Annotated in this window: 16 protein-coding genes; 15 read left to right on the forward strand and 1 reads right to left on the reverse strand. The window is 36.1% G+C overall.

All coding sequences use genetic code 11. The annotated features are described in order from the left end of the window. The first annotated feature begins 56 nt into the window (after positions 1–56). From SJW71_RS09185 to SJW71_RS09235, 11 genes are all read left to right on the forward strand, one after another. Positions 57–698, forward strand: a complete 642-nt coding sequence (locus tag SJW71_RS09185) for a hypothetical protein (protein ID WP_322605626.1) — start codon at positions 57–59, stop codon at positions 696–698. After that, the gene (locus tag SJW71_RS09190) at positions 698–2,209 is read left to right on the forward strand and encodes a phage baseplate assembly protein V (protein ID WP_322605625.1); all 1,512 of its coding nucleotides are present in this window, start codon (positions 698–700) and stop codon (positions 2,207–2,209) included. The genes SJW71_RS09185 and SJW71_RS09190 overlap by 1 nt, the downstream gene beginning before the upstream one ends. A gap of 15 nt (positions 2,210–2,224) precedes the next feature. Continuing rightward, positions 2,225–3,322, forward strand: coding sequence for a pentapeptide repeat-containing protein (locus tag SJW71_RS09195; RefSeq protein WP_322605624.1), 1,098 nt, complete (start codon positions 2,225–2,227; stop codon positions 3,320–3,322). A gap of 50 nt (positions 3,323–3,372) precedes the next feature. Then, a complete protein-coding gene (locus SJW71_RS09200; protein WP_274793678.1) occupies positions 3,373–3,870 on the forward strand; it encodes a hypothetical protein in 498 nt (165 codons plus the stop codon). A gap of 86 nt (positions 3,871–3,956) precedes the next feature. Continuing rightward, positions 3,957–4,355, forward strand: coding sequence for a DUF4280 domain-containing protein (locus tag SJW71_RS09205; protein WP_036075055.1), 399 nt, complete (start codon positions 3,957–3,959; stop codon positions 4,353–4,355). Between the two features lie 29 nt (positions 4,356–4,384). Beyond that, on the forward strand, positions 4,385–9,919 hold the full coding sequence (locus tag SJW71_RS09210) for an RHS repeat-associated core domain-containing protein (protein WP_431812027.1): 5,535 nt from the start codon (positions 4,385–4,387) through the stop codon (positions 9,917–9,919). Positions 9,920–9,921: 2 nt separating this feature from the next. Beyond that, positions 9,922–10,320, forward strand: a complete 399-nt coding sequence (locus tag SJW71_RS09215; RefSeq protein WP_269898168.1) for an immunity 22 family protein — start codon at positions 9,922–9,924, stop codon at positions 10,318–10,320. 855 nt (positions 10,321–11,175) lie between these two features. Then, positions 11,176–11,826, forward strand: coding sequence for an RHS repeat-associated core domain-containing protein (locus SJW71_RS09220; protein ID WP_274797347.1), 651 nt, complete (start codon positions 11,176–11,178; stop codon positions 11,824–11,826). 88 nt (positions 11,827–11,914) lie between these two features. Continuing rightward, the gene (locus SJW71_RS09225) at positions 11,915–12,541 is read left to right on the forward strand and encodes an Imm43 family immunity protein (protein ID WP_274793669.1); all 627 of its coding nucleotides are present in this window, start codon (positions 11,915–11,917) and stop codon (positions 12,539–12,541) included. Between the two features lie 680 nt (positions 12,542–13,221). Further along, complete coding sequence (locus SJW71_RS09230) at positions 13,222–14,640, forward strand: RHS repeat-associated core domain-containing protein (protein WP_431812028.1); 1,419 nt, start codon at positions 13,222–13,224, stop codon at positions 14,638–14,640. A 14-nt stretch (positions 14,641–14,654) separates the two neighbouring features. Then, on the forward strand, positions 14,655–15,200 hold the full coding sequence (locus SJW71_RS09235) for a hypothetical protein (protein WP_274793673.1): 546 nt from the start codon (positions 14,655–14,657) through the stop codon (positions 15,198–15,200). Between the two features lie 97 nt (positions 15,201–15,297). On the opposite strand, the gene SJW71_RS09240 is transcribed toward SJW71_RS09235, so the two are convergent. Next, complete coding sequence (locus tag SJW71_RS09240; protein WP_431812029.1) at positions 15,298–15,834, reverse strand: hypothetical protein; 537 nt, start codon at positions 15,832–15,834, stop codon at positions 15,298–15,300. 301 nt (positions 15,835–16,135) lie between these two features. Between SJW71_RS09240 and SJW71_RS09245 the strand changes: the two genes are divergently transcribed. The 4 genes from SJW71_RS09245 to SJW71_RS09260 all read left to right on the forward strand — a co-directional run bounded on the left by SJW71_RS09245 (position 16,136) and on the right by SJW71_RS09260 (position 19,916). Beyond that, positions 16,136–16,747: an RHS repeat domain-containing protein gene (locus SJW71_RS09245; RefSeq protein ID WP_274793671.1), complete on the forward strand. Its 612-nt coding sequence runs from the start codon at positions 16,136–16,138 to the stop codon at positions 16,745–16,747. Positions 16,748–17,139: 392 nt separating this feature from the next. Next, positions 17,140–17,295 (forward strand): IS66 family insertion sequence element accessory protein TnpB, encoded by a 156-nt coding sequence (tnpB, locus tag SJW71_RS09250; protein WP_396631823.1) that lies wholly within the window; start codon positions 17,140–17,142, stop codon positions 17,293–17,295. Between the two features lie 279 nt (positions 17,296–17,574). After that, positions 17,575–19,068 (forward strand): RHS repeat-associated core domain-containing protein, encoded by a 1,494-nt coding sequence (locus SJW71_RS09255; protein WP_431812030.1) that lies wholly within the window; start codon positions 17,575–17,577, stop codon positions 19,066–19,068. Beyond that, positions 19,065–19,916, forward strand: coding sequence for a hypothetical protein (locus SJW71_RS09260; RefSeq protein ID WP_431812031.1), 852 nt, complete (start codon positions 19,065–19,067; stop codon positions 19,914–19,916). The genes SJW71_RS09255 and SJW71_RS09260 overlap by 4 nt, the downstream gene beginning before the upstream one ends. The last annotated feature ends 296 nt before the right edge of the window (positions 19,917–20,212 follow it).

Raw genomic sequence — 20,212 nt, forward strand, 5'->3', positions numbered from 1 at the left:
GCTTGCTCGTTAGGGGAAGAAAAGGAGATACGAATAACAAAGGAGGGGAAATTAAAATGAATTTCATGGATGAAGAAGTCATTGAGATGACAAAGCATGCAAGGCAGAAGAAACGACTGGAGAACATCGAAAACCAATTGTTACATACTGACATCGTTCAAGCCATTAAAGAAGGCCAGCTAACGATTGAAGATGAAATGATTGAATTTGCAGAGAGTAGTTTTTATGAGGACCAAATTCGGATGTTTATTCCTACAGCTTTTGAAGAGATGGAACCTGAATTAATGGATATTAAATATCCATCAAGCCGTAGACCCGATTATATCTACACAAGTGAAAGTACATCTATTAACATCACGATGAAAATGATGGAGCAACAGATTCAAGAAGAGGAATTAGAAGATTTTACACATACGATGATGAATATCCTTCGAAAATTACAGCCAGATGCTGATATGTTAGATATCGGCATAAAAGAAGTGGATGGTCGTCAAATCGGCTATTTTGATTTCATTACGAAGGCTCTAGATTCTAAAATTTACAATTTAATGTTTTTGTTTATGGTAGGCGATAATGTAGCAACAGGCTCCGTGAATTGCTTGAAAACAGAAATGCCTATTTGGCAACCCATTGCATACGGCATGATGGAATCAATCTCAATCGAAAACAAATCATTAGATGGAGAAGGTGTTGTTTGATGGAGCGAGTAAATAAGGAAACAGCTTTAACGTATAAAGATATGGTTGTGATGCCCTATAATATCCGCGTTAGTGAAATCGAAATTACACAACAAATGAACGAGCATGCAACATTGCGTTTAACAGGCGTGATTCCAGATGAACTTGAAGATTCCTACGTCTATATGACAGATGCAGAAACGGCCATTGAAGTATTACAAATAAGTAGCAATGGACAATCAAAACCTATATTTAATGGGCTTGCGTTGGATGTGCAAGTGAAAATGGTTATGGGTACGTATTATTTGGAGGTTAAAGCCGTTTCACATACGTATAAGTTAGATGTGAAGAAGAAAAATCAAACATATCAAAATGCAAGCATGCCCTATAGTGAATTAATCAATGTATGTATTGCCGATCAACCAGGCGCGGACTTTATGGACCATGTCACAAAGGGGGCTAGTCTTGGTAGCTTCACGATGCAATATTTAGAGACCGATTGGGAATTTCTTAAACGAATGGCATCGAGATTTCATACAGGCTTGGTGCCAGATACCATTCATGGGGCGGCAAAGTTCTACTTCGGTGTACCGTTTCAACCGGGCAACACACCAAAAATGGATGCCCTTAATTACCGAGTTAAAAAAGCAATCGGCAACTTCTTGATCTCTAGTAAAAATCATCTCGATAGCATTACGGATAGTGACTACATGTACTATGAGGTGGAGTCGACTCAATCATTCAAAATAGGTAATGAAGTTACTTTCCAATCAATGAAATTGTATGTGTATAAAATTGTCTCAAAGCTAAAAAATGGTTTATTAAAGCATATCTATACGTTAACACCACAAAATGGCTTTAGTGTCCACACGACTTACAATCAAGCTATTATTGGTGCCTCTATTCAAGGAAAAGTAATTGATGTGGCTGGGGACAAAATTCGTATTCATGTCAATTTTGATGAGGGACAAGAAAAGGACACGGCCTATTGGTTTCCATATTCAACAATCTATGCATCGGAAGATAATACAGGATGGTATTTTATGCCCGAGCTATCTGACAACGTTAGAATTTATTTCCCAAGCAATCGTGAGGATGAAGGGATTGCCATTAGCTCCGTATCAAAAGCACCTCCCCAATCTGGAGCAATGTTAGCAGCAACGAATCCTACTAGTCAAGATGGCGGTGGGCAATTAGGTGCTGCACCTTCAGAAGATAGTCGCCAAGATCCGATGCGAATGGCTGATCCAGATGTGAAAACACTGAGAACGAAGCATGGGAAACAAATTCTACTAGCACCTGATCGGATTGTCATTTCTGGTGGGGGATTAATGATTTCACTTATGGATGATAATGGTATTTCCATTATAAGTGATAAAAATATTAACTTAAAAGCAACAGATAAAGTCGTCATCAATGCGAAGCAAATTATGATTAATGCAAATGAGAAAATTGAGATGACGTGTAAAGATAATTCCATCAAGATGGAAGACAAAATGGAAATTAAGGGAACGGAAGTACGAGCAAATTAGTGAGGAAGTGGATGCATGAAACGAGAAGAAACATTACAGCATTTTATGGATGAATGCGTGTCAGTTCATGTCAGCCGATTGCAAGAGAAAGTTGTTCGACAGTTTCGCCAAAACAAGGAACTTTTGCTACAGCCAATCATTCACTCCCTTGAACAGCTGTTTGCGAATATTAGAGAGCAGCAAGGGCAGGGAAGATTAGCATCTGTTGCTTTTATTCATTTTTCATTGCTAAGAACGTCTTTGCTAGAAAACAAGTTTACGTATTTGCTAGAAGCATATGGAGAAGCTTGGTATTACGAATGGACAGAATGCACGGCACAGTATGAAGCGGATTGGCTAAGTGAAGCAATTACAGAGTTACAAACAATACTTGAAAAAGAAAGAAAACCCTATCTCAGTATTCAAGCAGCGGACGTTCGAGTCATTATTCAGCAGACAGTTATCCTATTTCATCACTTTATCATTCAATTGATACGCTATCTCTTTCGCTATCAAAAAGAATGCGTACCAAAAATCAATTTTCAACGAACAGCGTGCTTACGTTTTCGTGTCGGTGAATATAAAGGGTTCAGTGAAGATGTTGCAATCATCGACGAACGGGAACGTGAGGAGAAGAACCTTCTCTTATGGTTAGAGAAAAAAGAGACCGACCAATCGTATACGTTTGAAAACTTCTCGAACCTTCCCTTACAGCAGATAGATTTCAATCAGATGGACTTTTCCTATGCGAATTTCAAAGAGAGTAATTTAGAAGGCTCCTCATGGAAACACAGTGTATGCATCGGTACTAGTTTTCAACAGTGTAGATTAGCCAATGCTGATTTTTCATATGCAGCCATTCAAGATGCTGATTTTCGACAGGCTAATTTAGCAGGTGCGAATTTTATTCATGCGCAGGGACAAACGCTAAGGCTTTCCAATTATGAAGTTGCGAGCTATCTTGGCACAGATTTCAGTAATGCAAATTTAGAAAATGCAAGATTTGAGTTTGCGCAGATGGCAGGTGCTAATTTTACAGGTGCCAATCTAAAAGGTGCAACCTTCTTTAAACGCGATCAAGAAAAGTATCTATTCAGCCCAGAACAGATAAAAGACATTCATTGGATTCATTAACTTTGTGCAAAAGTGATGTGGGAAAGCAATAGTGGTTACAGGAGGAAAAGATGGAGTATTTTATTCTGCGGCAAGATCAAAGTATTACCAATCCAATTATTCCTTTGAAGACAGACCTCGATGATGATTTTGTCTGTTCGTCTGTTTTGGGAGAAGTGATAGAAAAAGAGAATGCACTCTATTTGGATTATTTAGAAAAGCCTCGGAGAATCGTGTCTGAACAATTAAAAAAGTTATTAGTAAAATACGAGGATAATTTGGGATTTACAGCCATTGTTTTTACGGATGTTAAGAAAGGGACACAGCGCATCTATTGGCTATTAGACATTGTGAAAAAGCATTGTATTTCCCATGAAACGACGTATTATCCAGACGGACGTATAAAGGAGCTTGTGATTAACCCCAAAAAAGTGGAATTGGATTGTATTTTTCAGGTCGATAGCAAAAGGGAATCTTTTACCATCGTTAATTTAGATGTGGCAGAAAGTCTCTTAAGACGACCATTTCTTGGAATTCAGCTACAGCGTGTAAAGCTAGAGAGACGATAAACCATTCTAAAAAATTATAATGAAACACTGTTGCTACAGTGTTAACGCGAAATTGTTCACAAATAATCCGAAGGGAAGGATAGCAAATGGCTCAAGTTGTAGAAAATTTGGAGACAGAGGGTTCGGGACAAGAGCAATTTAGTTATGTGGTACATGGAGCAATCATTTCCTGTGAGCATGGTAGCCATCTGAATTATTTAAATTTACCACAGGATCATGGTGTTTATATAAAAGGCAAAGCCGTTATGAATGTAGGCGATCGAAACCCTGAAAATATCCCAACCTTTGGTGTTTGCTTGAAATTAAAAAAGCCTTGTACGCCAGCATGTTCCATCGACTGGATGGAAGGGATGGAAAATGTCAATATCGAGGGGAAGCAAGCGCTATTAAACCGTTGTCATACGCAATGCTCTGCAGGCGGAGGAAAAATCGATATAGTTCATGATGGACAAGAGGATTTGGAAATACCAAAACAAGGTTTTTAAAAAAATAATTGCTTGAAAGGAGGTAAGCAATGACAACGCTAGAAAAAAAGGAAGTCCACATGATTAGTACGTATGAGGATCTTGTGCTTGAATGGCCTTATCCTCTAATTCATTTAGATAAACTAACCATTAAACATAAAGGCAATGACCATGCGAGATTGTACTTTACAGGAATGATTGCTGAAGAGCAAGCACAAAAGTATATTCAAAGGGTCAGTCATACTGATGAAGTGGTTGTGAAATTTGGACGAGAGCAAGGTATTTTGTTTTCAGGACGAATAGAAAATGCAGAGTTACAGGCTGTTCAAGGGGTGCATTATGTCTTAGTTGAAGCGGTATCGTTTACAGCAAACATGGATATTGAGAAACGCTCCCGTTCTTTCCAAGATGCGAATATGACGTATGTAGAGTTAATGAATCATATTGTGGGAGCCTACCCTCATGGTGATTACATCGACCATGCTTCTAATAGCCAAGCCATTGGTCATATTTCCATTCAATACTTAGAAACAGATTGGGCATTTATTAAAAGAATGGCCTCAAATTTACATGCGGTTGTTTTCCCAGATTTAAAAGGAAAAGGTCCGCGATTTTGGTTTGGTACACCGCAAAGTAGGAAAAGCATATCAATCGACCATTTACCTTCCACATTACGTATGGATATCGATACGTATCGGCTAATTACTGAAAACGATGGCACTGATGAAAGCAAAATCGATTATACTTTTTGTGAGTTTGAAAGCACAGAGGCCTATGAGCTGGGCACTTCAGTCCAATTAAAAGGAAGATCCTATGTTATTACGGCTCGGGAAGTCTGTCTTGAGGGTGGTGTCTTAAAGTTTCAATATTCCGCCCAACCAGAGAAAAGTATTCGCCAGCGATTGGTACGCAATTTAGATCTTATTGGGGCAGCTTTTACAGGAAAGATCATCGATGTCACACAGAACACGGTGAAAATTCATTTGGATATCGATAAAAAACAGGATAAAGCAAAGGCCCATTGGTTTGCTTATTCTGCCGATGCGAATGGGGTTATGTATTTAATGCCTCAAATAGGAGCACGTGCCCAATTACATTTTCCGAGTGCAGTGGAAGAAGAGGCTATCGTTATTAGCTCTGTCCGGGTAGACCCAGTCACACCTGAGGGTGGTCAAAAGCAGACGAAGAAAATGGCGGACACGACCGTTAAATCATTAGCGACCAATGCTGGGAAAGATGTGACATTAGGTGTTGGGGATATTACCTTTAGTGCAGTAGATGGGGTATTGGACTTAAAGATGGATGATGGAGAAGGTGTAACATTTCTTAGTAACAGTACCATCATGCTTGCAGCGGATGAAACACTTGACATTAGCGGGATGAAAGAGCTATCTGTAGAGGCGGAAGAGTGGATTGCCATTTCAGCAAAGGAGCAAAGTCATGTAATCCTTGCCGCTGACACACAGTTAATCAGTACACTTATTGATCAGGAAGGTACGGAGAAGAAAAGCCAACCACCGAAGTTAAATGAAGAAGCAATCGAAGCTACGTCGAAAGTTGACGTCATTTTCCCCCAAAAGGCAGAGGTGAAAAAAGAGAAAAAAGGCTTTTTTAGTAGTTTATTAGATGGTGTAAGTTTGGCATTGGATGTAGCCGGATTCATTCCTGGTATAGGGACAATTGCAGATATTGCGAATGCAGGTATTAGTTTAGCGAGGGGAGACTATATGGGAGCAGCCATGAACTTAGTGGGTGCAGTTCCAATAGTTGGTGATGCAGCAAAAACAGCATATAAGGCCAAGAAAGCGGCCAAAGTGGCAGAGGCGGCGAGTAAAACGGCAAAGGCTGCGGATAAGGCAGTTGATGCCTCAAAAGCAGTAAAAGGACTGAAAGCAGCTTACACAAAAGTATCCAAGACGCTAGATACCGTATCAGCGGTAGCCAACAAAGGCTCAAAGAGCGTCAAGACAGCAGCAGATAAAGTCATCGCCTCGATGGACGAAGTGCTAGCTGTTTCGAAGGCAGTAGACGGTATGAAAGCAATGGCCAAAACAGAGCTAACGAAATTTAACCATGGGGTATTAAAGAAATTTAATTGTACAAAAGGGTTAAGTGATAAATTCTGTAAAAAAGGCTTTGAACCTGTTGATTTAATTACAGGACGAATGATATATGAAGGTGTAGACTTTGAGCTACCTGGACCAATCCCTCTTTCATGGGAACGAGCTTGGTACAGTGATAGTAGCAGGGTTGGCTTGTCAGGTCATGGTATGCACTTTATCTACGATCTTGCCTTAGAGATATTTGAGGAAGAAGACCTGATTGGGATTGTAGTAACAGATGGTCGTGCAGTCGGGTTTCCAATTTTACCAATAAATTTGCCATATTTTAATAAAAAAGAAAGAATGACCCTGATAAATATAGGGGAAGAGTATCATTTGTTTGAGCATGATACACGATTAATTTATGCATTCGAACAAGTAACAACAACAACATACCGATTAAAAGAAGTAAAAAATGAGCAAGAGCACAATCTTCAATTTGTTTATAACAATAAAGGTTTCCTATCTCAAGTAACAGATAGCGTTGGCAGAATTCTAGATGTTACGACCAATGAGGCAGGAAGAATGACAGAAGTTGCCTTACGTAATCAGAACAATCGTGAAGTATTGGTGCGCTATGTTTATAATGATGTTCAGGATCTAATCGAAATTCAGGATGCATTAGGTCAGAGCACGCATATAACCTATGTGAATCACTTAATGATGCAAAAAATCGACCGCAATAAAAATAGCTTCTTCTGGCGCTACGATGGCCCAACAACAGGGGCACGAGTAATCAAAACATGGGGAGATGGCAATGTTCTAGCAGGTGAGCTTGCCTATTTCGACGGCTATAATGAAATCACTAATAGTTTAGGACATACAAGCTATTACTATTTTAATGAAGATAACTTGTGTACGAAAATTGTCTATCCAGATGGCAGTGAAGTCAGCTATCAATATAATGAGGACTTTGAATTACTCCAAGAAGTAGATGAAGATGGCCGCACAACAACATTCAGCTATGATGAATGGGCAAATCCGGTAACCATCACTCTTGCAGATGGCAGTACATTATCCTCACAGTATGATACTAAGGATAGGCTCATTCAAGCAGTTAACGCAGAGGGCGGAAGTCGTCAGTGGATCTATAATGAAGACGGTACATTGCAGGCAATTATGTTAGTAGACGGTACAAAGACTGAATTTTCCTATAATGAGCATCATTTAATTGACACAGTGACAAATGCGCAAGGTCATATGGTAAGCTTAGCATATGATGCAGATTTGAACTTGAGCCAAGTGACATTACCAGACGGGACAAGCTCCACTTGGACATATGACCGCCGAGGTAACTGCATTAGTACAACCAATCCATTAGGGGCGACAGAGAAGTTCCATTACGATCACTTGAATCGCCTTGTTCGCGCAAATCTTTCAGATGGTAACGATGTGCAATTACAGTACAATGCCTATGACGATATTATTTTTGCGAAGGATAACCATACGCAAGTTGCCTTTGATTACACGATTCTTGGTAGCCTAACGTCTCGAAAACAAGGTGGTAAGAAAGTACAATTCACCTATGATACAGAGGAGCAATTAACCGCTGTGATCAATGAAAGAGGAGAAGCATATACGTTTGAACGTGATACGAAAGGCCATATCATCAAGGAAATCGGCTTTGATGATATGGAAAAAACGTATGAGCGAAGTCCAGCAGGATTGGTTCAGCGCATCCAACGTCCAGGAAATCGTTGGACAGCGTATCAGCATGATGATCTAGGGAATGTCATACGATCAGACTACTATGATGGCACATGGGAAACGTTTGCCTATGACAAAAACGGCTCGCTACGAGAAACGGAAAACGAGCATGTAACCGTCAAACTAGAACGAGACCCATCCGGCCAAGTCATCAAGGAGTGGCAAAATGACCAGTGGATTGCCAGTAGCTATGACGAGTTAGGCAATCGCTCCCAAATAACAAGCAGCCTCGGTGCCAAAATCGATGTCATGCGTAATGAGCTGGGCAATATCTTACAAATGACTGCCTCTCGCTCCGAGCAAGCCCAGTGGACAGCCTCGATGCAATACAATGAACTCGGGCAAGAGATTGAGCGAATCCTACCAGGGGATGTCATCAGTAAATGGCAATATGACATCACAGGTAGACCGACACACCATCGCGTAAGTAGTCAAAGCCGTGATATGCGAAGACGTGTGTATAATTGGGATGTGAATCACCAATTACGCAGCATGGTCAATGAGCTAACCGGTGTAAAAGTAACGTATGGTTACGACGAATTCAGTAACCTCGTCTGGGCCAATCAAGATAGTAAATTTGATTTCTTATACCGTAGCGTCGATGATGTCGGCAATCTATATGAAACAAAAGACAAAAAAGATCGTGTTTATGGTGCTGGCAGTAGATTACTAGAAACACAAGATGCCCAATTCTCTTATGATGAAGAAGGAAATCTCATAGAGAAAGTCGAAAAGAATGGAGATACGTGGAAGTACGAGTATTATGGCAATGGCATGATGTCGAAGGTCATTAAGCCAGATAATACGGAAGTTACTTTCAAGTATGATTCATTAGGTAGGCGAATAGAGAAGAGTTCTGAGGATAAGGCAACGCAATTTGTATGGGATGGCAATACGATTCTGCATGAGTATTCCACGGAGAATGTTGCAGATACTTTAGAAAATCTAAATTCCTCACAAACCGATACTGCTATAGCAGATAATCTAGTTACATGGGTGTTCAATGATAGCTTCGTCCCTTCTGCAAAGATTACGAGTGAAGGTCATTATAGTATTATTAGTGATTATCTTGGAACACCTGTTGAGGCATATGACGAAGAGGGTAATAGGGTTTGGTCTGCTCAGCTTGATATTTATGGACGAGTGAAAGAGTTCACTGGTGAGAAAGACTTTATTCCATTCCGTTATCAAGGGCAGTATGAAGATGTAGAAACAGGATTGTATTATAACCGATTCCGATACTACGACCCAGAACAAGGGAATTATACTCAAATTGACCCGATTGGACTCGTGGGTGGGAATCCATCTTTGTACGGATATGTAAAAGATCCGAATACTTGGTTCGATGTCTTTGGAATGGCACCTTGGAAAAATGGAGGATTTGATAAATGGTTTAATAATGCTACACCAGAAGAAGTTTCTGCTAACATAGGAGCTGTTAAAAAACAGCTGAGAAATGGCGGTGGTAAACATGAACTTTTTCCAGTATCAGATGCAGCTAAAGCAAGAGAATTAGGTTTTAAAGCAGAAGAACTAAAAAAGATGGCAATTGATAAAGATAAATTTATATTTGTCGATGTACCTGATAAAGATGGTAACTTACACACAGGTCCGCATTCAACAGGTAAGAAAAGAATAGGTAATCAGTCTAGTAAAGCAAGTAGTAACTTCCATATACACCTATCAAATGCTTTACAGGGAGCAAACACAAAGAGAGAAGCAAGATTAATAATAGGGCAGTACCATAGAAAATATATGAAAGTGAGTTGTAAATAAAAATGGATATGTCTAAAGTGCATGTTTGGGTAGGAATCAATAATAGTGATGATGAGACTTTTGAAAGTTACTTTGAATTAGACTATGACGATCCAGATATGGATATTGATGATCCTCTTTACAAAGTATGCCAATTTTGTCTGGATATAAACGAAAAATGGTATGATGAGGATTGTATTGGAGTTTATAAGGAAGATAGCATGGTGAATGTTAGGGTATTGTTGGAAGAGTTATCGGTATCACAGGATACAATGGAAGAAATTCAGAATATTTGTATTAAAAAAGGGTTAGAAAATGTTAATGCAATGTTTTATTACATGGATCCAGAGATAGAAGTAACTGATAAAAATAAACTTTATAATGAATTACATTATATTGGGAAGTTTGATACAAATTTATAATAATTTAACTTCATAGCTAGGTAATTATAGGAAGTTATGAAGAAACTATCTTCTGAAAGCTAATTAGCCGTTGAAATTTTACTACGATAAAATTTCAATGGCTTTGATTGTTTTTACACTAAGATAACTAATTTAACTTTAAGGATATAAGAGGTTAAATTACAAAAAGTCGAAAATGCAACTCCGTTTATCTTGTAGTTAAGGAAACCTACAAAAAGCGTAAAAAATTTTTTTGTTAAATAAGCCAAGTTAATGACCAATTGTTGGTAGGCCAATACTTGAGGTTGCCAAAGATATTAGTCTCGGTAGAATCAATCCTAATGAGTTTTTATTTCATATACAATCGATCCTGCAACAGGTAAAGTAGTAACATTAAATAATAGATGATTGAGCAATTAGGATGATTTCAGTGGATTTCTTCAGTAATAACGTCTACAAACACTGGTGAAATGAATGAATTGTTTTTTGTCATAAATATATTAAATCTAGTACCTTGTTTAGATATCGAGAAATCGAGTATAGACATTATTAAAAACCTTACCAGCCGGACCAATCAAACTACTGCTATAAAATATGTTCCCCATTCTTTAGAAGGGCATCATATTGTAAGAATGAAAGAAAGCATGTAAAGAAGAAAAGATAAAAGGAGTAATGTTTGTCAAAGAGGGAAGTACCACTTATTACTGCCTTAATTAAGTTGTCGCAACATATGTGAAGAAGTTGTCGTAAGCATTTTCTTTACATATGTTTTTTTATTGAAGTTGTACTGCTATAGCAGATAATCTAGTTACATGGGTATTCAATGATAGCTTCGTCCCTTCTGCAAAGATTACGAGTGAAGGTCATTACAGTATTATTACTGATTATCTCGGAACGCCTGTTGAAGCCTATGATGAAAAAGGGAATAGGGTTTGGACAGCTGAACTTGATGTTTATGGACGAGTGAAAGAAGTTACAGGTGAGAAAGACTTTATTCCATTTAGATATCAAGGTCAGTATGATGATGTAGAAATTGGATTGTATTATAACAGATTCCGATACTATGACCCAGTGCAAGGGAATTATACTCAAATTGACCCGATTGGACTTGCGGGTGGAAATCCTACGCTTTATGGGTATGTCAGTGATCCGAATACATGGATTGATATATTTGGTTTATCGAGAGCACCGAGTCAAATCCTAGCAGCTAACTTAAAAAAGGGCGGAAGTAAGACAGCTGGACATCAGGCGCATCATGTAATTCCGACAAATGTGTGGAAACAATATCAAACTTTCTTCAATGATATTGGTATGGGTGGTTTAAGAGATGAAGCTTTCAATGGTATGATGATTCCTAGTAATCCTGATACTTTAAAAGGTAGTATATTTGATTTTATCCATAATACTTCTCATAGTGCTTATAATAGTAATGTGATGAACAGAGTAGGCAATATATATGCAGAATTTGATAATAATTTAATAGATGAAAAACAGGCTAGAAAACAAATTCGTAAATTACAAATGTAACTTAAAAATCAACTTCAAACAGGGCATTTTAGTAAAGATTACGTACCATTAAGAAAATATCCAACTTGTAAACGATTGGGGTAATTTTATGAAATATTTTATGTTAGTCAATAATAATGCTGCTTCTCCCATCTATTTAGATGGGGTTTTGCACGAAAGTTTTAATGAAGACAAATATGAAGAAGGAATGAGCTATAATTGGAACCGACCATTTATTGAACAAATGGAGTTTCCTAAAGAACTATGGTTAATAACGAGAAGCAAAATTCAATTTGACTACTACGAAAATTTCTTCGGTCATATAATCTCTGAAAAATTTTTATCTTCAATGGATCAAATAAATGTATTACAGGATTATGTTATAGCTAATTTACATGTTGTGAGTACAAAAGGTAAACCAAAAGTAAAAGACTCATTTTGCTTTATTAAATGTATTAAAAGACATGCATTAGTTGATTATGATAAATCTGAGTATCTTACAAGAGAAGTTCCAAGTAATGCAAAATTAAAAGTTGATGGAAGTTTCGTTGATAAGTATATAAGGTTGGTGTTAAAAGACACTGATCTTGATTTATTTCAATTAAACGATTTAAAACTGGGAAGATACTTGTTTGGTTCAGAAAAATTTAAATCATTATGTGAAAAAGGCAATCTTAAAGGGATTCAATTTATGGAGTTAGAGTTAGTGCCTAACTATCTACAATCGATCGTATAATAAATCTTTGAACCTTGTTAAGCACAAAAATATGATAGGATTAGGTTGGTTCTATGGCAAGATAAGTAAAGTAGACGTAGGTGAATTTATTAAAGTATTATCAGTATTTGATGAGATGATGGCTGAAATAAGAAACATTTAAGGATTAGACAAAGTAAGCACATGTTTATTAAAAGAATAATATAGTCCTTTGTAATAGGTTACTATCTATTTTATGTAGGATTGAAAAACGAATTTTGCGTTAATGTTGAGGATTGCAGCCACACCTGTAAAGAGTGTGGTGAGGAGAAATCTGCGAACAATGCATAAAAACTACGATTGGTTACAAAGAAAGTTTCACTGACGCTAATTGATGTGAAATGGTATAAAAATATTAAAAATAGTATCTGATTGCTATTTAGAAATGTATAGAGATGTTAGGGAGTTATTAATTTCAAAGAACATTAGGTACTAGTTGATAGTTAAAAAGCAATCGAATATATAGGGAAATAGAAACGTTCAACTAATACATGATTAACTTATTAAGATTCAATTAATGAAATGAATAAAGTTACCTTTTTCACTTATGAATTAGGTAACTTTTTATTTTTGTAAGATATTTCTGATTCATTTTCGAAGTTTGGCTGATAGCAAAAATCAAATCTAATCATTGATCTTAATAACCAAGTATTCAACTATAAATGTATGCATATCTGCTTGGCCAAGAAATTGAAAGAATCTTACTTAGAGAAGTCATCAGTAAATGGCAATATGACATAAGTAGTCAAAGCCGAAATACGCGAAGACGTGTGTATAATTGGGATGTGAATCACCAATTACGCAGCATGGTCAATGAGCTAACTGGTGTAAAAGTAACGTATGGATACGACGAATTCAGTAACCTCGTCTGGGCTAATCAAGACAGTAAATTTGATTTCTTATACCGTAGCGTCGATGATGTCGGCAATCTATATGAAACAAAAGACAAAAAAGATCGTGTTTATGGTGCTGGAGGTAGATTACTAGAAACACAAGATGCCGAATTCTCTTATGATGAAGAAGGAAATCTCATAGAGAAAGTTGAAAACAATGGAGATACGTGGAAGTACGAGTATTATGGCAATGGCATGATGTCGAAGGTCATAAAGCCAGATAATACGGAAGTTACTTTCAAGTATGATGCTCTAGGTAGACGGATAGAGAAGCGTTCTGAGGATAGGGCAACGCAATTTGTATGGGATGGCAATACGATTCTGCATGAGTGGCTAGAAGGTAGCAGTGCTTGTGAAACTAATATTCAGAATATATCTTCAAGCAAAACTAACATTGATAATAGTCTTATAACTTGGATTTTCAATGAAGGTACATTTATTCCTTCTGCAAAAATTACAAGAGAAGGGATCTATAGTATTATTAGTGATTATCTAGGTACACCTTCTGAAGCCTACGATACTGATGGTAATAAGGTTTGGTCCAATGAGTTAGATATTTATGGCCAGTCAAAAGAGTTTAACAGTGACAAGGATTTTATACCATTCCGATATCAAGGGCAATACGAGGATGAAGAAACTGGCCTTTACTACAACAGATTTAGATATTATTCACCAATTGAGGGTATGTATATGCAAAAGGATCCAATTGGGCTTAATGGAGGTTTGGTCTTATATGGCTATGTACAAGATACAAATAACTCAATAGATATTTTTGGTCTTTCTTGTACTAAAGAGTTAAAGAAAAATATGAACAAAGCTAATCGAGAGTTAAGAAAAAATGAAGGGTACATGAAACGTGCTTGGCATAAGTATAAAGGTTCAGCAGCTCATCATATTGTAGCGGGGGATCATTCAAACGTACACGCTGGAAGAGCCAGAGAAATCTTGAAAAGACTCAAGATTGATGTCAACAGTGCAGAAAATGGTGTTTATTTGAAGCATATAGATCCAAATAGTTTACAACCTGGTGCTTATCATAGAGTAATTCATACCAACGAGTATTTTAAAAATGTCTATAATAGGTTAGACATGGCTGAAAAATTGGGTGGAGCGAAAGCAAGAGAAGCAGTGTTGACTGAGCTAGAAAATATAAGGAATGATTTATTATTTAACGTTAAAATTTGGTAAAAGGGGATTTTATAATGAAAATATTTAAAATAGAGAATGACTTTAGTTTTAAAGACCTAACTTTTTTGAATGAGGAGGATATTAGTCTTTTTTCTAGTTTTACGGGACAAAAAATTACTCTGGATTGGAAAGAAGAGATTTTTGGTATCTCTGAAGATAAACATACAAGAGGAAAATTGTTAGATTTTGATTCACGCTGTTATGGAGATACATTAATAATAAAAGCGAAATTTAAAAATCTTTTTATTGAAAAATTTTCTGACATTATAGAAATCTTCCCGATAAAAATCAAAGGCATTGCAGAAGATTTTATTTATATAAATGTAACGAATGTAGTCACAGCAATTAATTTTGATGGTTTAGATTTGCAAGAATCTCTTGCAATGATGCGAAGTGAAAACATAAGATTTATTTTAGATAAAGTAGAAAATGAAACTTTATTTAGAGATGCTAAAGTTAGTTCAAACTATTATTGTACACAAAAGTTTATTGATTTTATTGAAAAAAACGGAATTAAAGGGTTAAATTTTGATACGGTAGGGACTGCAAGTAATAATTAGAATGTAATTGTGATAATCATATTTTTTAATAAATTCTAAGTATTCATTACTTTATCTTCTTTGGAGGCAATTTTACTTAAATGGCTATGAAGAGGAATTACTCCTCTTCATAGTCACTATAATGGTTACCATTAATGAATGTATCTGAAGTGTCTAGATTCAAAAAAGCTAATTCTCCTAGCTCATGGACAGAATTAGTTAGTTTTAACATGGCAAACTGCTTTTCGTTAAAATTCACAATGATATTAAGAAAATTATCTAAGTCGTCCACAGTAATACCTTCTTCCTCCATTTCTTTCTCGGTAATAAAATCATCTATATGGTAAGAAATATCAATAGCATCCAAAAGAAGTAGCTTTTCAAACTCATTGCACACTTTATCTCCAAAAACTAATACCATTAATTCGAATTCTTTTGATTTTTTAATTTGAATGAAAAGAGATTGTAAAATGTACTTTAATGAATAATTCATAATGGAATCAAAATCTTTTTGGACAATACCAGCTTGGATGTTAAATGAAATTTCTTTAATCAAATCTATATGAAAATTATTTAAAATAGATTTATAAATAGGATGACTAATTTCCTCTAATGTGTCATTCCAAATTTTTATGTTTTCTTCAAAAGGTATCATTCTCTTATTCCTCCAATATTTTTGTTTAATTTTACCATATGCATTAGATAAGATGTTAATTATAAAGACTTTTATAGATATTATCCATCAGGATAGGACGATTTTGATAAATTTTTAATTCTGGTTGGGGTCTAGCAAATAAACTATGAGATTCGTGTGGGATGGGAATACAATTCTCCATGAATATTTCTTGCAAGATAATTCAGATATATTTAGAAATTTTACACAGAATGCTTTACAGACTGATGCCGACATCGCAAATAATCTAGTTGCATGAGTATTTTCATGATGCTTCGTCCCTTTGGCAAAAATCACGAATGAAGGTTATTACAGTATTATTAGTGATTATCTTGGAACGCCTGTTGAAGCCTATGATGAAAAAGTGAATAGGGTTTGGACAGCTGAACTTGATGTTTATGGACAAGTGAAAGAAGTTACAGGTGAGAAAGACTTTATTCCATTCCGTTATCAAGGGCAGTATGAAGATGTAGAAATTGGATTGTATTATAACCGATTCCGATACTACGACCCAGTGCAAGGGAATTATACTCAAATAAATCCGATTGGACTTGCGGGTGGAAATCCTACGCTTTATGGATATGTAAATAATCCAAATTTGTATATGGATATTTTGGGGCTAGATGTAACAATTACACTAGTTTACAAAGACTGGATGCCTAAAAATGAATTTCTCAGAAAAGCTCAAACACTTCAAAAACTTGGAGAAGAAGGTCTTCTATATAAAGTTGCAAAAGTATCGAGGGATAGAAGTGTAACTAAAGCATTTAGACAAGATATGATTAAAAGAATATGGGCACAGTATGGAAATAGTAATCGCGCATTTGCCGATAAGCTAATAGATAGGGTTGCACACAAGATGCAACGGAGGTGGGTTTTGTCCCAGCCTCTTTAGTTGATAGTTTACTAAGACAGGATAGTTACAGATCTGTTTTCTCATTTTCATATTGTTGTAGATAATGATTTAATATTTTGATTCCTTCAATAAGATTATATCCAATTTTAGTAAGAAGTCTTTATTTTCATTTTCGTAGTATATTTTTGCAAAGTACCTAGATAATAAAAGATACTAAGTTAGCTTTATCATTAATATTATAGAAACATAAAAATAATCATTAGCTACTTTATTTTCATCTATTATATATATTTGTCGAGATTTTCCTATGAAACGTCCTAAATATAAATTATTCCATTCTCTTTTAGAAATAAGATCCAATCATCTCCAACATACCTTCAAATTGGACCCATATAGTAAAGCTGTCTTTCTTTTTTTGGCGATCACTATAAATTTTAGATTTTGACGGGAAAGGTTTCGATTTACTGTACAAACGTTTAGAGAACGATCGACTTCAATGGCCAAAAGAAGATGAACAAGTTCGAAACAACCAGCAAGAATTACGTTGGCTACTGGAAGTGTTATCATACTTTACGCCGATGAAATAACCACTCAAATATTGAATCGCACAGACGGTAAAGCTACACTATCGAATACCTGCAACTGGGTATTCCGCTCTGCCTTCAGAGGGATCGATGATTGTATTATTTGAACCTGTTTTACCGAGAAGGATGTATTAAAGGGATATATTTAGCGGATATTCAGAAAGTCCTTGTGTGTGATGGCTAATCTCCTTAAGACAAACTACCGAATATCACATTCGAAAATTGTTTGGCGCATGTGCGATGACTGCCTCTCGCTCCGAGCAAGCCCAGTGGACAGCCTCGATGCAATACAATGAACTCGGGCAAGAGATTGAGCGAATCCTACCAGGGGATGTCATCAGTAAATGGCAATATGATATCACAGGTAGACCAACACACCATCGCGTAAGTAGTCAAAGCCGAAATACGCGAAGACGTGTGTATAATTGGGATGTGAATCACCAATTACGCAGCATGGTCAATGAGCTAACCGGTGTAAAAGTAACGTATGGTTACGACGAATTCAGTAACCTCGTCTGGGCCAATCAAGATAGTAAATTTGATTTCTTATACCGTAGCGTCGATGATGTCGGCAATCTATATGAAACAAAAGACAAAAAAGATCGTGTTTATGGTGCTGGCAGTAGATTACTAGAAACACAAGATGCCCAATTCTCTTATGATGAAGAAGGAAATCTCATAGAGAAAGTCGAAAAGAATGGAGATACGTGGAAGTACGAGTATTATGGCAATGGCATGATGTCGAAGGTCATTAAGCCAGATAATACGGAAGTTACTTTCAAGTATGATTCATTAGGTAGGCGAATAGAGAAGAGTTCTGAGGATAAGGCAACGCAATTTGTATGGGATGGCAATACGATTCTGCATGAGTATTCCACGCAGAATGATTCAGCTGAACTAGAAAATCAAGTTGAGTTACAGAACAAGTCTGAAATACTGGATAATATAGTCACATGGGTATTTAATGACGGCTTCGTCCCTTCTGCAAAGATTACGAGTGAAGATCATTACAGTATTATTAGTGATTATCTTGGAACACCTGTTGAGGCATATGACGAAGAGGGTAATAGGGTTTGGACAGCTGAACTTGATGTTTATGGACGAGTGAAAGAAGTTACAGGTGAGAAAGACTTTATTCCATTTAGATATCAAGGTCAGTATGATGATGTAGAAATTGGATTGTATTATAACCGATTCCGATACTACGACCCAGAGCAAGGGAATTATACTCAAATAGATCCGATTGGACTTGCGGGTGGGAATCCTACTTTGTATGGTTATGTCGGGAACCCAAATAATTCATTGGATATATTTGGTCTAGCCCCTAAATCTCCAATGCTTCCTGGTGTAGATTTATCAGAATTGAACTTAATTATGTATAAACCAACAAAAGTAACACCAATAAATGGATCGTATTATCAAGGTATAGAACGTGCTTGGGAATTAGAAAAAGAATTGGTTGAAAAAACAGGGAGTGGATCTCATCCTTGGGATGAAGCTGAAATAGAAGAACTAAAAAGCCGGGGAAAAGTGAGTGGTTATACAGGACATCATATTACTAATCATAAGAACGGGGCTTTAGGGAATGCTTGGAAGGGAGATCCAAGAAATATTAGATTTTTACCTAATGCTAAATATGTTGGAGGATATAATGAACATTTATATGGTGAGAGAGGTCATAGAGGAAGTTATACTAATGCAACTACTGGTAGACTAATTGATCGCCAAGCAATGATAGATAGATATAACAGTGAAAGGAGCTGTAAAAAACGATGAAGTATCTAGCTAGTTCAATTTCTAAGCAAGAGAATGCCAATAAGATAAAATGTTTAGGAACATCTACAGAAACTAAACGGGAGTTAGGAAAAGTTTTCAAACTTCCAATTTTAAGCCAAGCGCTTTTGAAATGGTACAGTGATTTACCAAAATCCAAAGATATAATGTTTTATTGGACTAACGATTTCTATATATTTGGTATAGAAAATCTAACAGTTGCGTTAGAAGGTTACAGGTTTATAAGAGATGATAAAGGTTGGATAGATATTTCAAAGACAATGAAATGGCGTGAAAATTGGATTATTATTTCCAGTTGGAGTGGAAATCCAGTGATTGCCGATATAAGTAAAGCAGAAACTCCAATTTATTACGATTATGTTGGAGAAGATTTTTCACCAAAACTACTAGTGGATTCACTAGAAAAATTCGACTATTTTCTATCTGTTTGGCTTGATAAACACGATGATAGATACTATAAAAGAGGTGAATATCAATCTGATTTTTATGATTTAATGGAGAAAGAGTGGAAAGTTAAGTTAAGTGAGGAGGAAATTAGGGTTTTATGCGGATTTCTTCCTATTGTAAAATCAAAAGATAATTTTGCTCCAATTGAGCAACGGATTATAGAAAAAGCAAAAAAGAATTATGTGTATCTGGATAATCCAGGTGAAAATAAATCAAAAGTGATACTAGCATTAAAAAAAGAAACAGGATTATCACTTGATGAGATACGAAACGGTTTAAATAATAAAGGATTTCTAATAGCTGCGGGATATGGAGAAAATATTTTAGTTTTAGCTGAATACTTTATTTCTTTAGGTGCAAAAGTAAGGATTGAGCAGAAATAAATCAATATAGTGTATTCATTAGAAACTAAAATATAGAGGAATTTAATTTATAAAAAAGAGGCTTATAAAGCCCGAAATAGATAGGTCGAAAAATTCAGGAAAATTCCAGGCTAATCATAATCGTTTTTTTGTTTTAAAGTAGTATTTACCTTTTTACCTTAAACATAAAAATTGTAAACAGTTATCTGAAGTTGAATGGGAAGAAATATGTTTATTATGACTTTAATATTGAAGTTTTGGACTATTGAAAATATTGGTTGCATTTAATGAATTAGAAGGCTTAATAATCTACGGGA

The sequence above is a fragment of the Lysinibacillus sp. FW12 genome (assembly GCF_050817245.1).
GTDB lineage: Bacteria > Bacillota > Bacilli > Bacillales_A > Planococcaceae > Lysinibacillus > Lysinibacillus irui.

What these genes read in the sequence shown, in the direction of transcription:
- SJW71_RS09200 (WP_274793678.1), top strand. Translation starts at nt 3,373, where the DNA reads ATGGAGTATTTTATTCTGCGGCAAGATCAAAGTATTACCAATCCAATT.
- SJW71_RS09235 (WP_274793673.1), top strand. Translation starts at nt 14,655, where the DNA reads ATGAAAATATTTAAAATAGAGAATGACTTTAGTTTTAAAGACCTAACT.
- SJW71_RS09230 (WP_431812028.1), top strand. Translation starts at nt 13,222, where the DNA reads ATGTATGCATATCTGCTTGGCCAAGAAATTGAAAGAATCTTACTTAGA.
- SJW71_RS09225 (WP_274793669.1), top strand. Translation starts at nt 11,915, where the DNA reads ATGAAATATTTTATGTTAGTCAATAATAATGCTGCTTCTCCCATCTAT.
- SJW71_RS09260 (WP_431812031.1), top strand. Translation starts at nt 19,065, where the DNA reads ATGAAGTATCTAGCTAGTTCAATTTCTAAGCAAGAGAATGCCAATAAG.
- SJW71_RS09240 (WP_431812029.1), bottom strand. Translation starts at nt 15,834, where the DNA reads ATGATACCTTTTGAAGAAAACATAAAAATTTGGAATGACACATTAGAG.
- SJW71_RS09195 (WP_322605624.1), top strand. Translation starts at nt 2,225, where the DNA reads ATGAAACGAGAAGAAACATTACAGCATTTTATGGATGAATGCGTGTCA.
- SJW71_RS09210 (WP_431812027.1), top strand. Translation starts at nt 4,385, where the DNA reads ATGACAACGCTAGAAAAAAAGGAAGTCCACATGATTAGTACGTATGAG.
- SJW71_RS09190 (WP_322605625.1), top strand. Translation starts at nt 698, where the DNA reads ATGGAGCGAGTAAATAAGGAAACAGCTTTAACGTATAAAGATATGGTT.
- SJW71_RS09255 (WP_431812030.1), top strand. Translation starts at nt 17,575, where the DNA reads ATGCAATACAATGAACTCGGGCAAGAGATTGAGCGAATCCTACCAGGG.
- SJW71_RS09215 (WP_269898168.1), top strand. Translation starts at nt 9,922, where the DNA reads ATGGATATGTCTAAAGTGCATGTTTGGGTAGGAATCAATAATAGTGAT.
- SJW71_RS09205 (WP_036075055.1), top strand. Translation starts at nt 3,957, where the DNA reads ATGGCTCAAGTTGTAGAAAATTTGGAGACAGAGGGTTCGGGACAAGAG.
- SJW71_RS09185 (WP_322605626.1), top strand. Translation starts at nt 57, where the DNA reads ATGAATTTCATGGATGAAGAAGTCATTGAGATGACAAAGCATGCAAGG.